We start from the raw sequence: 15,528 nt of genomic DNA on the forward strand, positions 1-15,528 counted from the left end.
GTTAGCCGTCTGGGTGGGCCTGAGGCCCACTACTATCGAAAGCATGTTCGAAGAACTGGCGGCCGAAGCGCTGCGGTCGCGTGGTGCCGCGGCGATCGGCGCGTGGGCGCGCGCGGAGAACGCGGCGGTGGCGCGCCGGCTGTCCGCGATGGCGGACGTGCTGGAGTCCAAGCTCGCCGACAAGGGCAGCGCCGAGCGCGAGCAGTGGTGCCTGGACAACTGGGATGCGGTGTCGGCCGAGGTGGCCGCGGCGCAGAACGTTTCGCCCGGCGTGGCCTCCAACGAGCTTCTCGACGCATGGTCGCTGCGGCAGCGGATGCCGCGGGTGGCCGAAGTGTTTGCCACCGGCGCGATCTCGTACCGGCTCGCCAGAGCTGCGGTGAGACGCACCCGGCTGATCGCCGACCCGGACGCCAGGGCGAAGGTCGATGTGGAGATCGCTGCTCAAATCACCGCGTGGGGATCGCTGTCGAAGGCCAAGCAGGAGAGCGAAATCGACTACTGGGTCGACCGATTCGACCCTGCCGCTGTGGTGCGGGCGGAGGGCTCGTCGAGGTCGTGCCATGTCGATGCGACACCGGCCGAGAACGGTTCCGGAGTGTGTTACGTCGAGGCGGTCCTGCATGAGCATGACGGAGAGGCTCTTGATCGTCGGCTCGACGAGTTGGCCGGCAGCGTCTGCAACCGAGACCCCAGAAATAGGGATCAGCGACGAGCGGCGGCGATAGGGGCGATGTCGGCCAAGGCGGACCGCTTGACGTGTCTGTGCGGCACCGATGACTGCCCAGCCGCGGGGCGTGCCCCGAGCGCGGTGGTGGTACTTGTGATCGCCGAAGAAGAGAGCCTGAGCGACGACACCCCGTTCACCGCCCACGGCGAGCACGTGCCCGAGCCCGAGCAACGAACGGGCCGGGATTTGCTTGCTTCTCCCGAGGGATGGGGCCCGGCGAAGACCAATCCGGGGATGACCCTCGGGGGAGCGGTGCTGCCGGCGCCGCTGCTGGCGGCCGTGGTGGCCAAGACGGCGACGATCCGGCGGCTGATCCATCCGGGACAGTCACCACCGGAGTCGCGGTACGTCCCGTCGGCGAAGCTGGCCGACTTCGTTCGCTGCCGCGACTTGACGTGCCGGTTCCCGGGCTGCGACGTGCCTGCCGATCGTTGCGATCTCGACCATACGATTCCCTATCCGGTGGGCCCGACACAGGCGTCGAATCTGAAAGCGCTGTGTCGAAAACACCACTTGCTCGAGACTTTTTGGGGCTGGCGCGATGTCCAGTCACCGGACGGCACCGTCGTGTGGACGTCGCCGGGCGGCCAGGTGGTGACCACCCGGCCGGGCAGCAGGGTGCTGTTCCCGGCGCTGTGCCGGCCGACCGCCCCGGTCGCCGTCGCCGCGTCCGATCGGGTGCCGACCCCTGGTCGGCTCTCCGGTCTGGGCATGCCGCGGCGCACCCAGGCCCGCGTCCAGGCACGAGCCCAGCGGCTCGCCGAGCAGCGCCGCGAGAACGAGGCGCTGCTGGAACCCCGGAACGGGGGCCCGCCGTGCTGAACCGCGGGCTAGCGTGACGAGCATGCGGGTCTTCGTCACCGGCGGCACCGGAGCAATCGGTGGGTATGCGGTGCCCGCGTTGGTCGCCGCCGGTCACGAGGTGACGGCCATGGCGCGCAGTGAAGCGAAAGCGCAGGCGCTGCAACGGCAGGGCGCCACGGCGGTGCAGGTGTCGCTGTTCGACCGCGACGCGCTGACTGCGGCGTTCCGCGGGCACGCCGCAGTGGTGAACCTGGCGTCGTCGTTGCCGTCGACCGAGCGCTTCATGCTGAAGTCGGCATGGAAGGAGTGCCACCGGATCCGGATCCAGGGGTCGGCGACACTCGTCGACGCGGCGATCGCGGCGGGCGTCGAGCGCGTGGTGCAGGAGTCGGTGTCGATGATCTACCGCGACGGTGGCACCAGGTGGATCGACGAGACCTGGCCGGTCGACCACTACCCGATCGCGGTGGGAAACCACGGCGCCGAGGCGAGCAGTCGCAGGTTCGGCCAGAACGGCGGTGCGTCCATCATCCTCAGATTCGGGTTCTTCTACGGACCAGGTGCGGCCCACAGCGAGACGATCATGGCGCTGGCCCGCCGCCACATCGCGTTTCAGGCGGGACGGCCCGACAGCTACATGTCCTCAATTCACCTGGCCGACGCGGCCGCGGCGGTCGTCGCCGCCCTGGAGGCAGCGCCCGGCACCTACAACGTCGCCGACGACTGCCCCGTCACCGCGAAACAGAACAGCGCGGCGATGGCAGCTGCCGTAGGCGTCAAACCCTGGCTGCACCCGCCGGGCCGGACGGCACTGCTGGCGGGGGATCGCGCGACCTCGATGACTAGGTCACTGCGAGTGAGCAATGCGCGGCTGCGCGCGGTGACACCGTGGCGGCCGAGATACCCGAGTGTGTGGGACGGCTACCGGGTGATGGCGGTGGCCTGACGGCTGCCTACGGGTGGTACGGCACCCCGACGGCACGGAACACGAATTCCGGCGGCACGTCATAGGCGAGCGTCCTCCGGGGCAGTCGCGCCAGTACGTCGGGAGGAATGCGCTCCTTGTAGTGCAGCGACAGCTCCCCGGAGCAGCGCGGGTCCACGGCGGCGACATCCACGTCCAGCATCAGGCCCGTTTCTGACAGTTCGGCGGTCACCGCGCCGGATTGCGGGGCGTCCCAACGCACGTCGATGGTCCGGCCCGCCAGCTTGGGCAGCGACGACAGCGTGGCCAGCACCCGTTCCTCGGTCACCACGAGTGAACCGACATAGCTGGCGATGCTGCCGCTGGAGCGCAGCCCGGGCACGGCGCCCCGGAACCGGCGCGTCACAGCCACGTACTCGGACAGGAACAGCACGCCCTCGGCCTCGACCTCCGCGCGCAACGCGCTGGGAAGCTTGCCGATTCGGAACAGCTTCCGCAGAAATACGGCCATGTCCGAACGGTAGCTCAGCACGCCGGTGGTACAGCTTGTCAGGTGAAGTTGCGCACCGGATGGCTGCTCGCCAGTGCCGCCGCCGCCATCGCGGTGTATCTGCTGATGTGGGTGGGATTCGTCCAGGGCTGGCCGTGGCTGGCGGGCATCGACGCCGACGCGCTCGACCCCGCGTTCCGGTTCGGTGAGACCCGCCCCGGGTGGGTGACCGCCTGGGATGTCTTCTGTACCGTCCTCGGCCCCGGGGCGTTCCGCCTGGTGGTACTGATCGTCATCGTGATCGCGCTGATCCGCCGCCACCTCCGGCTCGCGGTCTTCCTGCTGCTCACCGTCGAACTCAGCGGCGTGCTCACCGAGCTCACCAAATACATCGCCGCCCGGCCGCGACCGGACACCGCGATGGTGTCCGCGCTGTCGTCGTCGTTCCCGTCCGGCCACGCCCTCGGAGTCATGGCGTCGGTCGCGGCGCTGTTGACCGTGGTGCTGCCGGTGGTCCGTCCGGTGTGGCGCGGCTGGCTGGTCGCCCTCGGCGTCCTCGTGGTGCTGACCGTCGGTGCCGGGCGGGTGGTGCTCAACGTGCACCACCCCTCGGACGTGATCGCCGGATGGGCTCTCGGGTACGCCTACTTCGTTGCGTGCCTGCTGCTGGTGCCGCCGTTCACGGCAGCGGCCGAAAGACCGGCAGAGCTCGATACTGCGCGCTGAAGGTGGCCTCGGTCACCTCGGTGCCGACCTCCCCGTCGAGGGCCAGCACCGTCGGGCCGTCCACCGAGCGGAATGAGAACTTCGGCACCCGCATCTCGTGGTAGAGCGGACTGCGCTCCAGCCGGCCCAAGATCACCGCGGTCAGGATGCGCAGCCTGCTGAGCCGCTTGCCGGTCTCCAGGATCCGGACGTCCAGCAGGCCGTCGTCCATCCGGGTGCGTCGCGACGGCGCGAAGCCCGACGGCAGGTAGGTCGAGTTGCCCAGGAAGAACAACGACGTCTGCAGGGTTTTGTTGTCGTAGGCGATCCGCACCGGCTGACCACGGCGCAGGGTGTGGAACATGGCGTAGATGCCGGCCAACGGCTTGCCGATCTTGTGCTCCAGCTTCTCCCGGGTGGCCACGAACTGCGGATAGGCGCCGATGCTGGCGGTGTTGACCACCATCTGCTTCTCGTTCAGGCACACCAGGTCCACGCACGACACCGAGCCCTGCTGGATGGTCTGGATGGTCTTCGCCGCCGTGTCGCAGCCGATGTCCTTGGCGAAGTGATTGAACGTGCCCGCGGGGAACACCGCCAGCGGCAGGCCGGCGCCCGCCGCGACCGCCGCCGCCGTGGCGACCGTCCCGTCACCGCCTCCGACGCCGAGCACCTCGGCGCGCTGTGCGGCCGACTTCAGCACCTCCACCACGTCGTCGTCCTCTTCGAGTTCCACGATCTCGGCCTGCGGCAGCGCCTCGCGCACCTCGTCGAGCACCCGCGCACCCGTCCCGCTGCCCGACGCCGGGTTGATGACCAGGGTGACTCCCTTACCGTCCGGCCGGGCGGGCTGCTCGACCCGCAGCGGGTCGGCGGTGGGCAGTCGGGTCTCCACGACCGGCGGGACGACGCGCGCGCCGAGAACCGCGATACCCGCGCCGAGGCCCAGGCCGGCCAGCACGTCGCCGGGATAGTGCGCGCCGGTCGCAACCCGTGACATCCCGACCATCCCGGCCAGCAGCGCCAGCCCCAGCCCCAGCGGCGGGCTCTCCAAGCCGACCCCGACGGCGAACGCGGCGGCGCTGGCCGAATGCCCGGACGGCAACGAATTCGAGGTCGGATATCTGCGTGTCCGCCGCGCGAGCGGAATGATGATCCAGTTCGGCCGCTCCCGCTTCCAGATCCGCTTGGCGCCCTGATTGGTGACCAGGCTCGTCACCCCCAGGCTCAGCACCCCGCGGGCGGCCCCGCGCCGCGCCGCCGGTGTGCCGAACGCCGCCAGCCCGGCGGCGATGGCGAACCACAGCTTGGAGTGGTCGGCGGCCTTGGTCAGCGTTGGCATCACCGCGTCGAGCAACGGGCTCGGCGACTCCGCCACGGCCTCGAAGACTTCGCGGTCCAGTGTGCCGAGGCCGGCCCCGATCTGACGAATCCCACGGCCGCGACGCCGCACAGACAAAAGCTCCATGACGCCCAACCTACGTGGCACCCGCCATTGACAAATAACTTTGTCAAGGTGACGATGGCGACGTGCTGGACGTTGAGGTGATCGCCGACCCGTCCGCGGCGGCGTCAGCGCTGGACCCGATGCGCAGCAGATTGCTGGCGGAACTGTCCGAGCCGGCCTCGGCCGCGGCTCTTGCTGCGAAGGTCGGTGTCGCCCGACAGAAGGTCAACTACCACCTGCGTGCGCTGGAACGACACGGCTTGGTCGCTGCGGCCGGTGAGCGCCGCTGGGGCGGACTGACCGAGCGGCTACTGGTCGCCACGGCCGCGTCCTACGTCGTCTCGCCGGCCGCGCTCGGTCCTGTCGCGGCCGATCCGGGCAGGGCGCGTGACCGGGTGTCGGCGAGCTATCTCATCGCGGTCGCGGCCCGCGCCGTCCGCGAGGTCGGCGACCTGTGCCGGGCGGCCCGCGACAACCAGAAGCGGCTTGCGACGTTGACGATCGACACCGCTGTGACGTTCCGGTCGGCCGCGGACCGAGCCGCGTTCACCGAGGAGCTGGCGCGCGCCGTGACCGCACTGGCCGCGCGCTATCACGACGAAACCGACCCCGGCGGGCGAGCGCATCGCGTGGTGCTCACCGCCTATCCGATGCCGGCCACCGAGCAGAAAAGGACGTAGTCACATGGCATTGAAGAAGGACGGCGACGGACACCGCTGGGTCGAGATGGAGTTTCTTGTACCCGGCACGCCCGAGCAGGTGTGGCACGCGATCGCCACCGGTCCCGGGATGAGTGCATGGTTCACTCCCACGTCGGTCGACGAACGTGTCGGCGGTGCAATCGAATTCGACTTCGGTGGCGGAGTCACCAGCTCTGCGGTGGTCACCGAGTGGCAGCCTCCCAGCCGACTCGGGTACGAGGAGCGTGATTGGAGCGGCGACGCACCGCCGCTGGCGACCGAAGTGGTCATCACCAGTCACTCCGGCGACCGCTGCGTGGTGCGCATGGTGCACAGTCTGTTCACCGACCGCGACGACTGGGACGACGAGATGGAGACGTTCGAGACTGGCTGGCCCGGCTTCTTCGACGTGCTGCGCGTGTATCTGCGTGACTTCGCCGGGCAGCGCGCCGCCAACGTCTTCGCTGCCGTCGAGCATCCGGGAGACATGGTCCGGGCGTGGTCGGATCTGGCGTCCGCGGTGGGTATCGCGGGACTCGACGTCGGTCACCGGTATGCCACCCCGCCGGGCGTTCCCCAGCTTGCCGGCACAGTCGAATGTGTGCACCACACCGCGGAGTTCCGCAACGTGATGGTCCGGCTGGATTCCCCCGCCCCCGGGGTCGCAGTGGTGGGCGGCTGCCTGTCCGGCGACCGGGTGAGACTCTCGGTCACCGTGTACCTGTACGGCGACACCGCGACCGACATTGCAGGCGCAGAAGCGCCGCGCTGGCGGTCATGGATGGCACAGTTGGTGCATGCCGACAGCGTCGCACCCTGACCGACTCCGAAACATGCTGCGCTGCCTGACGGTTGCGCTGGGCATCGTCGCGCTGCTAGCTGCACCTGCCGCGCCGCGCGTTTCGGCCGAATTCGCGCCGTGGTTCGCAAACTCGGTCGGCCCGGCGACCCAGGTGCTCGCCGTCACCGGCACCGGCGGCTCGGACGCCAAACTCGACGTGTGGGAGCGCACCGCGGCCGGCTGGCAGCCGGTGGCCGGCGGTGTCGGCATCCCCGCCAAGATAGGCGCAAAAGGCATGTCGCCCAACCACTTCGACGGTTCGATGATGACGCCGAAAGGCGTCTACACGCTCGACTTCGCCTTCGGCACCCAACCGAACCCCGGCGGCGGTCTGCGCTACGTCCAGGTCGGGCCCAACCACTGGTGGGACGGCGACATGAAGAGCCCCACCTACAACACCATGCAGGTGTGCGACAAGGCGAACTGCCCGTTCGACACCTCGCTGAGCGCCGGCACCGAGAACCTCGACATCCCGCAGTACGCCCACGCGGTGGTCATGGGAGTGAACAAGGAACGCATCCCCGGCAAGGGCGGCGCGTTCTTCGTGCACAGCACCGATGGGGGACCCACCGCGGGCTGCGTGGCCATCGACGACGGCACCCTGGTCAAGATCATGCGCTGGCTGCGGCCCGGCGCGATGATCGCGATCACGCAGTGACCCGTCGGACGATCAGATGTTGAGCGCGCGCCCGGCCTTGACCTTGAAATTCAGCGCCTCCAGGCTCATCGACGCGTCATAGGTGCGGTCGTAACCGGTCTCGCAGATCCGCCAGCCGGCCGGCGTGCGGCGGTAGCGGTCGTGATAGAAGCCGGCGCCGATCAGCATGAAGTTGAAGTCGGGTGCGATCACCCGGTCCTGCAGGTACCAGATCGCGCTGGCCTGGTCACCGTCGACGGTGATCTCCGGGTGGTTGACCCGGTGCTCGGTGAGGATCTCCGGGCCCAGCGAGTTGCGCATGAAATTCACCAGGTCGTCGCGGTTGGTGAAGTGGTGCTCCTCACCGATCGATTCGCCGTAACGGCCGATGACATCCTCGGTGAGCGTGTCGGCGAACTCGTCCCAATGCTTGGTGTCCAGGGCACGGAGGTAGCGGTACTTGACCTGCTTGATGTCATCGATGTCACTCATGAGCGTCATTGCAGCACACGCGGCGGTGCCTCGGTGGTTGCGGTGGGCAAATCGTTTAGGGTGGCCTGAATCATGAGCGATGCGTTGGGGCTGTCCATCGGAACCACCAACCTCGCGGCGGCGACAGTCGGCCGGCAGCCGGTGATCCGGCGTTCAGTGCTCACCCTGTACGGCCACGCCGCCCCCGAGGTCGGTGTGTCCGGCAGCCGCCCCGGCGGGGTGGTGCTGTCCGGGTTCGTCGAACGCGTCGGGGACACTGTTCCGCTGGTCGCCCCCGACGGCGCCTCCTACCCGGCCGCACAACTGGTGGTCGAAGCACTCGAAGCCATGGCCGCGCTCGCCGCGCCGCAGCCGCCGTCGGACGTCGCGATCTCCGTGCCGTCCTACTGGGGTGCCGAGGCGAGCGCCGCGCTGGCCGACACGCTGCGGGCCAGCGCCGTGCTGACCCCAGGTGGCGCCGTCCCGCGTCTGATCCCGGACGCCGAGGCGGCGCTGACCGCGCTGAACGCCGACCCGGGCTTGAACCGTCGCGGAGTGGTGGTGCTGCTCGACCTCGGAGGCGGCGGCACCGGCATCACCCTCGCCGACGCCGCGTCGGCGTTCACGATCATCGGAGGGACCGAACGGTTCGCCGAGCTCGCCGGGGACCAGATCGACCAGGCGGTGCTGAGTCACGTACTCGGCGGCGTCGGGGGCGGGGTGGATCCCGAGCAGACGGCGGCGGTCGGGTCGCTGAGCGCGCTGCGTGAGCAGTGCCGCGCCGCCAAGGAACGCCTGTCGGCGCAGACCGCCACCGAGCTGAGCGTTGCCCTGCCGGGCTATCAGGGCGAGGTCCGTCTGACCCGCGCCGAACTCGAAGAACTCATCGCGCGTCCCGTCGACGGGCTGTTCGCCGCGCTCGAGCAGGTTCTGATGCGCGCCGGCATCGGCTGGAACAGCGTCTCGACGGTTGCGCTCGTCGGCGGCGGATCGGCGATCCCATTTGTCGCAGAACAGGTTTCGCAGCGGTTTCGGGTCCCGGTGGTGGCGACGCCGCGTCCCGCGCTCGACGCGGCCGCCGGCGCCGCGCTGATCGCCGCGTACGGACGCAGCGCCCAGACAGCCACCGTGGCCACCCCCGAGCAGGACAGCACGTATGCCTTGGCGTGGTCGCAGGACGACTCGACCGACGACGACGTCGTCCCGTTCACCGGCGAGATCCCCGAACAGCGGCCCAATCCGTATGCGCTGTCCGGCGCCTACGAGTCCGAGGTCATCCCGCCCGGCGACGGGGACAGCCACGCCGCCCCCGGTCCGCGGCTGCCGCTGTCGGTCACCGGCGTGGTCGCCGCGCTGGCCCTGCTGGCCGTCGGCGGGGCGGCGATCGCGCTCACGAGCGTGGACACCTCGGAGCCGACCACCCCGGCACCCGGCAACGTGCCGCTGAGCAGCGCACTGGTGCCCTCGGCCGAGCCCCCTCCCGCCCCGCCCGAGACGGTCACCCTCTCCCGACAGCAGCCGCCCCCGCCGGAGACGGTCGTTCCGCCGGTGGTGACCACTGCGCCGACGGTGGCGCCGACGACCACGACCACGTCGCCGACCACAACCACGACCACGACCACCACGACGACGACCACCACGACAACGACGACCACCACGACAACGACGCCGACCACGACGACGCCGACGACGACTCAGCCGACCACCACCACGACGCAGCCGACCACGACTCAGCCGACCACGACCCGCCCGACGACGGTGCCGCCGACGACGGTGCCGCCGACGACCAACCCGATGACGACGACCTACGTAGAGGTGCCGTTCGTGCCGGTCCCCATCCCGATCCCGGTCCCTGACGGCTCCTGAGCTGCGGTTTCGCCGCGTTCTTGGTTCTTCCTGCGGGAAGAAATAGGGATTTCCCCGATTCCTCAGGGGGGTACCCCACGCATATGTTTGCAGCGTCGGTTCGATCGGCTGCGGAGGGGACAGCCGATCGGGCCGATTCTTTTTCGTCTGAACCAGCTTTCGTCTGAACCAGAATGTGACCATGCCCGTCGAACGGAACACCAAGGTCTCGATAGTCGGCATGGGCAGCGTGGGCACCGCGATCGCCTATGCCTGCCTGATCCGCGGCTCAGCCGGAGCGCTGGCGCTGTACGACGTCAACGCCGCCAAGGTGCGCGCCGAGGTGCTCGACCTCAACCACGGCAGCCAGTTCGTTCCGCACTGCCGGATCACCGGCTCCGACGACATCGCGGCGACGTCGGGTTCGGCGGTCGTGGTGGTGACCGCGGGCGCCAAACAGAAGCCGGGCCAGAGCAGGCTGGACCTCGCCGCGGCGAACGTCGCGATGGCCCAGACACTCACGCCGCAACTCCTCGAGCACTCACCCGACGCTGTCGTCGTGTTCGTCACCAACCCTGTCGACGTGGTCACCTTCGCCGCCACCCGCGCCGTCGACGCCGCCCCCGGCCACATCTTCGGATCCGGAACGGTGTTGGACTCCAGCAGATTCCGGTATCTGATCGCCGAACATGCCGACCTGGCCGTCGGAAACGTGCACGGCTTCATCGTCGGCGAGCACGGAGACTCGGAGATCTCCTTGTGGTCGAGTGTGTCGGTAGGCGGTGTGCCTGCCGCGCGGTTCCGCCGCGACGGTGTACCGGTGTTCGACGAGGACAGCCGGCGCCGCATCTCGGCGGAGGTGGTCAACGCGGCCTACGAGATCATCGCAGGCAAGGGAGCGACCAACCTGGCGATCGGGCTGTCGTCGGCTCGGATCATCGAGGCGATACTCGGCGACCAGCACCGGGTGCTGCCCGTGTCCACCGTGCAGCAGGGCGCGCACGGCATCTCCGGCGTGGCGCTCTCGCTGCCCACGGTGGTCACCGCGCACGGCGCAGGCGAGGTGCTGGAGGTGCCGCTGTCGGATTCGGAACTGGCCGGGCTTCAGGCGTCGGCGGGCACCCTGCTGCAAGCGCAGCAGTCGCTAGGACTTTGACTGCCGTTCGATCCAGCGCTGCCCCATCTTCGCCGCCCGTGCCAGCGCTCCGCACTCGCCGAAGTAAGCAGCCAGCGCTCCGATCCCGGGCAGCAAGTTGAGCAGCCGGAACGGCGCACGGGGGTGCGGGCGTTTGGCGACCTCATCGCCGATCGCGTCGAAGAGACCGACGAGGTTCCACACCGCTGTGACGATGCCCGCCGGATTCTGCGGGATCCGGGCCAGGCGACGGTCTGTGCTCGGCTCGTAGACGATCACCGAGAGGTCGCGGTCGCACAGCACCGACGCCAGCATGCGCACCTGGGTGCGGTGATCGGTCACGCCAAGTTCCCGCGCCACCGCGCACAGCACGGTGGCCTGGCTGACGAATCCGAGCAGATCCTGGATCGGCAGCCGGCGGGCCAGGATTCCCAACGCCCCGGGGAACGCGACCGCCACGGTGTTCAGCGCACCGACCCGCCAGACCCACCAGTTGATCCGGTCGTGGGCGTCCATGTCGTCCCAGGACCGGGTGCCGGGAAGGTCGACCGCGTTGAGCAGTTGGCCGATGCCGTCGTCCCGGCGCTTCAGGTCGAGCGGATCGGTGCCCCACAGCACGTCCAGCAGCGGGTTGATGATCCGCACCGCGGCGCTCAGCGCGGCGTCCACCCCGGCATCGGTGATCTGCACCGCGGGTGTCGGGATCGTGCTCGGCAGCATGCTCACGGTTCCTTTGATGTCCGGCGAACCTTCAATTCAAACGTGGGCACCGACAGCTAGAACTTCAGATAACCGCCGTCAAGACGCAGCACGTCGCCGGTGTGGTACGCGCTGGCCGGGCTGGCCAGATAGACCGCGACACCGGCGACGTCCTCGGCAGCGCCCCACCGTCGCACCGGCACACGCGGCAACACCCGCGCACGGAACCGTTCGTCGGTCATGCCCTCGGCGGTCATCTCGGTGACGAACCATCCCGGCGCGATGGTGTTGGCGCGGATGCCGTGCCGCGCGAGCTCGACGGCGAGGCTGTCCATCAGCGAGGTCACCCCCGCCTTGGACGCGGCGTAGGCGGGCTGGCGGGGCATACCCTGCAGCGCGCCCAGGCTTGACACCCCGACCAGGCTGCCGCCGCGGCCGGCCGCGATCATCTGCCGTGCCGCCTCGCGAAGTGTCACGAACACGCCGTCGAGGTCCACCCGCGTCACCTCACGGAACTCCTCCAGTGAGGTGTCCAGCACCGGGGTGAACGTGCCGCGAACTCCGGCGTTGGCGAAACATGAATCGAGATAACCGAACTCGCCGCGGATGCGCGCCATCGCGTCGGTGACGGCCTGCTCGTCGGTGACGTCGCAGACCACCGGCAGCACAGGATTGCCGTGACCGCGCAACGAAGCCGCCGCGGCCTCCAGACGCTGCGTGGAGCGGCCGAGGATCGCGACCGTGGCCCCGGCGCGCGCCAGACCCGCGGCCATGCCGAGCCCGAGGCCGGAGCCGCCGCCGGTCACCACGGCCACATGGCCGGTGAGGTCGAACGGGTTGCGCGGCGCGGCGGTGTCGGTCACGGGGGGTGACCCTACGCGGGCGGCCGCCTCGCGAATTCGGGTGCACGCTCGGGGCGGAGCCCGACCCCGACGAGGTAGGCCGGGATGACCGTCAGCCAGGGCATGCGTTCTACCGCGCGCACCAGCCCCGGCGGCGGGCCGGCGAGGTTGCCGCGCAGGATCGGGCCGAGCAGTCGCCGGTCGATCAGGCGCTGCAGGGCCTGGGTCAGTGCGGTCGCGATCACCCGTCGGCGTCGCACCCCGGCCAGCTGCCGCGCGGTCACCGTGCCGGCGCGCAACGGCTCGGCGAGCAACCGGGCGGCGGCCACCCCGTCCTGGATGGCCACGTTGATGCCGACCCCACCCGCCGGCGACATCGCGTGGGCGGCGTCGCCCAGGAACAGCAGCCCATCGCAGTGCCAGCGGCTCAACCGGTTCATCTTGACGTCGAGATGCTTGACCTGGTCGAGATCGGTGATCGTGTCCACCACGGCAGCTGCCTCGGGCAGCAGCGCCCGCACGTCCGCGCGGAACGCATCCAGGCCGCGGGCCCGCTGCGCGGCGTCGGTGCCTTTCGGGATCAACAGCGCGATCTGCAGGTACTCCTCGCGCGGGATCACGATCATCGCCTTGCCGGGGGCCAGCCGGGGAAACAGTGTGTACATCGTGTCGTCGTCGGGGCGGGGCAGCCGGAACCACCATGCGTCGAAACTGACCGGGAACTCCCGGATCCGCAGTCCGGTCTGCTGCCGCAGCACGGAGTTGCGGCCGTCGCAGGCGATCGTCAGGTCGGCGTGCAGCTCACCGAAGCCGTCGTCGTCCCGGTAGCGGACGCCTACGACCCTGTCCACGTCGCGGATGAGCCCCACGGCCTCGGTGCGCATCCGCAGGGTGAACGTCGGCTCGGCCTCACCGGCCTCGGCGAGCAGATTGAGCAGATCCCACTGCGGCACCATCGCGACGTACGGATGGGGCAGCCGGCGAAGCCGGCCGAAATCGACCATGGTGACGCGGCGGCCGGGCGCCACGTCCACGGTCGCCCGCTGCAATCTGCTGTGGGGCAGCGCGGAGAACTTCGGCCACAGCCCCAACTCGTCGATCAACCGCAGCGTGGTGGGATGCACGGTGTCGCCGCGGAAGTCGCGCAGGAAGTCCGCATGCTTCTCCAGCACCGTCACCTCGACACCGGCCCGGGCCAGCAACAGCCCCAGCACCATGCCGGCCGGGCCACCCCCCACGATCGCGCAGGTGGTTCGTGTGCTCATCTGGTCATGGTGACAGCCGAACCGCGTTCAGTCGATCGAACTCCGGAAGTCGATGCCCCCCTGGGCGGCCTGCGCCCAGTCGTTCATGTCGACGACGGGATGGATGTTGAAGGTGTTGAACGGCGCGAACTTCATTGTTTCCGTGAGCAGTTCGGTGGCGTTGTCGGTCTCCACGATGGCGAAGCCGCCTTCTCCGTCGATGCGGCCGACGAATTGGTGGAATGTGGTGCCTGCCGGCGGCTGCCATTTGGAGAACAGTTCCAGCGCGCGACGCAGCGCTTCCTCATTCTCCTCGCCCGAGCCGCCGAGCCGCGACGTCCAGGTCATGGCGTACTTCATGGGTACCTCCTCGTTTGAAGCTGAATCAGACGGGCTCGAGTGTGCGCCGGGGGGCGGTGGTGTACTGGCGAACCGGCGAGGCTCGAAGTAGCTAGTTGAAGGGCCAAAAGATAGCTCTTGCAATGTGTTTTAGCTGACGATGTGACCGGCCCACTCGCCGACTGCGGGTGCGCGGGGGCCCACGTGATCTTGTGGTTTGCCCGGGCGAGTAGCCCGCCACCGCGGCGGTGGCATTCGGGTTTCCCGGTACCCGCGACAACAGCGTCCCCGGCGGGGCACAATGTAGTCCGTTGATTCGGAGACCCGGTCGGTGACGTCACCAGGGGGGCCCGTGGAGGCGAGAAACGATCGATCCGCCGTCGATGGCCGCCGGGCGATTCGCGTGGCGGTGGTCGACGAGAACCACATCTTCCGCCGTGGAGTTCAAGCCTGTTTGGAGGGCAGCGACGTCATCAGCATCGTGTTCGAAGGGGCGGCCGGGCCGGTGCCCGAGGCCGTTGACGTGGTGATCGCCTCCGATCGGACCGCTACCGGAATTTGTTCGGCCAAGCCCACATTGGTGTGCAGCGACGCGCCCCGCCGAGGTGCCACGGCGGGCGCGAACGTGGTGGCCGTGCTGCCCCGGGGTCGACTCACCGAGAGTCAGCTCGGTGCAGCCGTGCAGGCTGCAGCGAGCGGACTCCAAGTCGGTGTCGCCGCCGGCGGGCCGAGCGCCGCGCCGGGCGGCCTGCCCGAACGATCGCTGCACGTGCTGCGACTGTTGGCCGCGGGCTACGGAACCAGAGAGATCTCCGACACCGTCGGGTGCTCCGAGCGGACGGTCAAGTACGCCATTCGCGATGCCGAACGCCACCTGGACGCGCGCAGCCGAGCCCAGGTGGTCGCAGAGGCGATCCGCCAGGGCATGATCTGACGCACCAAAGGGCAACACCAACGGGCAACCGGTCTACGGCGATGGCCCGAAGGTACGCACCACAACCCAGTCCGGTGAGCCGTCGATGTTGGTTCAATGGACGGATGGAGCGGAGGGTCGCCCTCTGGGTGGATGACTCCAACGCGATCTTCCGGCGGGGGCTCGCGGAGTGCCTGACCACGTCCGGTTTCGAGATCGTCGGGGAGAGCGCGCATCTGACTCCGGCGCCGGACCTGGCCGCCGTCGAGATCCTGCTGCTGGAACTGGACGCCGCGGCCGTGTCGGCGGCACCCGACTTCGTCGCCGCCGGGACGAGGTGTGTGGGGGTGGCGGAGGCCAGCTCGGTGGTCTTGATGGAGGGGGCCGTCAAGGCCGGATTCGCGGGGCTGTTGCTCCGTGCGGAGATCACCCCGGCAAGCCTGGTGGCCGCTTGCCGGGCCGTTGCCCACGGGTTGGGCTCGATACCGCCGTCGGTGCTGTCGCCCCTGCTGGGACACGGGAACGGCGCAGGTTCACTGGTCGGTCGTGGTGTGCTCGCCTGCCGTGAGCTCAGCGTGCTGCGACTGCTCGCCCAGGGCAGCACGACCAGGGAGATCGCGGGCGAGCTGAATTATTCGGAACGCACGGTCAAGAACATCGTGCACGACACCCTCACCAAGCTTCACTGCCGGACTCGGGCCGAGGCGGTCGCGGTGATGGCCCGGCAGGGTGCGCTATAACCGGCACCGGTTGCCCCGAAGGTTGCCCGTCGGCCTCTCGT

At 69.3% G+C, this 15,528-nt stretch carries 17 protein-coding genes; 10 read left to right on the forward strand and 7 right to left on the reverse strand.

The features are described from left to right. Positions 1-43 precede the first annotated feature (43 nt). Together ACXMYJ_RS18135 and ACXMYJ_RS18140 are read left to right on the forward strand one after the other, a co-directional pair. Positions 44-1,552 (forward strand): HNH endonuclease signature motif containing protein, encoded by a 1,509-nt coding sequence (locus ACXMYJ_RS18135; RefSeq protein WP_460358175.1) that lies wholly within the window; start codon positions 44-46, stop codon positions 1,550-1,552. 22 nt (positions 1,553-1,574) lie between these two features. After that, on the forward strand, positions 1,575-2,480 hold the full coding sequence (locus ACXMYJ_RS18140; protein ID WP_460358177.1) for an NAD-dependent epimerase/dehydratase family protein: 906 nt from the start codon (positions 1,575-1,577) through the stop codon (positions 2,478-2,480). A 7-nt stretch (positions 2,481-2,487) separates the two neighbouring features. On the opposite strand, the gene ACXMYJ_RS18145 is transcribed toward ACXMYJ_RS18140, so the two are convergent. Next, complete coding sequence (locus ACXMYJ_RS18145) at positions 2,488-2,970, reverse strand: hypothetical protein (RefSeq protein WP_260756538.1); 483 nt, start codon at positions 2,968-2,970, stop codon at positions 2,488-2,490. Positions 2,971-3,012: 42 nt separating this feature from the next. On the opposite strand from ACXMYJ_RS18145, the gene ACXMYJ_RS18150 reads away from it, so the two are divergent. Further along, positions 3,013-3,675, forward strand: a complete 663-nt coding sequence (locus ACXMYJ_RS18150) for a phosphatase PAP2 family protein (RefSeq protein WP_260756539.1) — start codon at positions 3,013-3,015, stop codon at positions 3,673-3,675. Here the strand turns inward: ACXMYJ_RS18150 and ACXMYJ_RS18155 are convergent. Beyond that, positions 3,629-5,122 (reverse strand): bifunctional phosphatase PAP2/diacylglycerol kinase family protein, encoded by a 1,494-nt coding sequence (locus ACXMYJ_RS18155; RefSeq protein WP_260756540.1) that lies wholly within the window; start codon positions 5,120-5,122, stop codon positions 3,629-3,631. The genes ACXMYJ_RS18150 and ACXMYJ_RS18155 overlap by 47 nt on opposite strands. A gap of 62 nt (positions 5,123-5,184) precedes the next feature. Here ACXMYJ_RS18155 and ACXMYJ_RS18160 point away from each other — a divergent pair, with 62 nt between their 5' ends. From ACXMYJ_RS18160 to ACXMYJ_RS18170, 3 genes are read left to right on the forward strand one after another with little or no spacing between them, the layout of a single operon-like run. After that, positions 5,185-5,781 (forward strand): winged helix-turn-helix domain-containing protein, encoded by a 597-nt coding sequence (locus ACXMYJ_RS18160; protein WP_260756541.1) that lies wholly within the window; start codon positions 5,185-5,187, stop codon positions 5,779-5,781. A 4-nt stretch (positions 5,782-5,785) separates the two neighbouring features. Next, positions 5,786-6,601, forward strand: coding sequence for an SRPBCC family protein (locus tag ACXMYJ_RS18165; RefSeq protein WP_443189429.1), 816 nt, complete (start codon positions 5,786-5,788; stop codon positions 6,599-6,601). A 13-nt stretch (positions 6,602-6,614) separates the two neighbouring features. Further along, positions 6,615-7,280 (forward strand): L,D-transpeptidase family protein, encoded by a 666-nt coding sequence (locus tag ACXMYJ_RS18170; protein ID WP_460358253.1) that lies wholly within the window; start codon positions 6,615-6,617, stop codon positions 7,278-7,280. A gap of 12 nt (positions 7,281-7,292) precedes the next feature. On the opposite strand, the gene ACXMYJ_RS18175 is transcribed toward ACXMYJ_RS18170, so the two are convergent. Beyond that, a complete protein-coding gene (locus ACXMYJ_RS18175) occupies positions 7,293-7,751 on the reverse strand; it encodes a nuclear transport factor 2 family protein (RefSeq protein WP_260756543.1) in 459 nt (152 codons plus the stop codon). A gap of 72 nt (positions 7,752-7,823) precedes the next feature. Here ACXMYJ_RS18175 and ACXMYJ_RS18180 point away from each other — a divergent pair, with 72 nt between their 5' ends. Together ACXMYJ_RS18180 and ACXMYJ_RS18185 are read left to right on the forward strand one after the other, a co-directional pair. Next, positions 7,824-9,596 carry an Hsp70 family protein gene (locus tag ACXMYJ_RS18180; RefSeq protein WP_460358183.1) on the forward strand — a complete coding sequence of 591 codons (1,773 nt, stop codon included), beginning with the start codon at positions 7,824-7,826 and terminating at the stop codon, positions 9,594-9,596. Positions 9,597-9,777: 181 nt separating this feature from the next. Beyond that, positions 9,778-10,731, forward strand: coding sequence for an L-lactate dehydrogenase (locus ACXMYJ_RS18185; protein WP_460358186.1), 954 nt, complete (start codon positions 9,778-9,780; stop codon positions 10,729-10,731). On the opposite strand, the gene ACXMYJ_RS18190 is transcribed toward ACXMYJ_RS18185, so the two are convergent. From ACXMYJ_RS18190 to ACXMYJ_RS18205, 4 genes are read right to left on the reverse strand one after another with little or no spacing between them, the layout of a single operon-like run. After that, positions 10,720-11,430, reverse strand: coding sequence for a hypothetical protein (locus ACXMYJ_RS18190; RefSeq protein ID WP_396884926.1), 711 nt, complete (start codon positions 11,428-11,430; stop codon positions 10,720-10,722). The two genes, ACXMYJ_RS18185 and ACXMYJ_RS18190, sit on opposite strands and share 12 nt — an antisense overlap. Positions 11,431-11,486: 56 nt before the next feature. Then, positions 11,487-12,272, reverse strand: a complete 786-nt coding sequence (locus tag ACXMYJ_RS18195; protein WP_460358188.1) for an SDR family NAD(P)-dependent oxidoreductase — start codon at positions 12,270-12,272, stop codon at positions 11,487-11,489. Positions 12,273-12,283: 11 nt separating this feature from the next. Beyond that, a complete protein-coding gene (locus tag ACXMYJ_RS18200; protein ID WP_460358190.1) occupies positions 12,284-13,516 on the reverse strand; it encodes an FAD-dependent oxidoreductase in 1,233 nt (410 codons plus the stop codon). Positions 13,517-13,543: 27 nt separating this feature from the next. Continuing rightward, positions 13,544-13,855 (reverse strand): DUF3303 domain-containing protein, encoded by a 312-nt coding sequence (locus tag ACXMYJ_RS18205; RefSeq protein ID WP_460358192.1) that lies wholly within the window; start codon positions 13,853-13,855, stop codon positions 13,544-13,546. A 382-nt stretch (positions 13,856-14,237) separates the two neighbouring features. On the opposite strand from ACXMYJ_RS18205, the gene ACXMYJ_RS18210 reads away from it, so the two are divergent. Further along, complete coding sequence (locus ACXMYJ_RS18210; protein ID WP_460358194.1) at positions 14,238-14,768, forward strand: LuxR C-terminal-related transcriptional regulator; 531 nt, start codon at positions 14,238-14,240, stop codon at positions 14,766-14,768. Positions 14,769-14,872: 104 nt separating this feature from the next. Then, a complete protein-coding gene (locus ACXMYJ_RS18215) occupies positions 14,873-15,487 on the forward strand; it encodes a LuxR C-terminal-related transcriptional regulator (protein WP_460358197.1) in 615 nt (204 codons plus the stop codon). The last annotated feature ends 41 nt before the right edge of the window (positions 15,488-15,528 follow it).

The organism is Mycobacterium sp. ZZG (genome assembly GCF_054786995.1).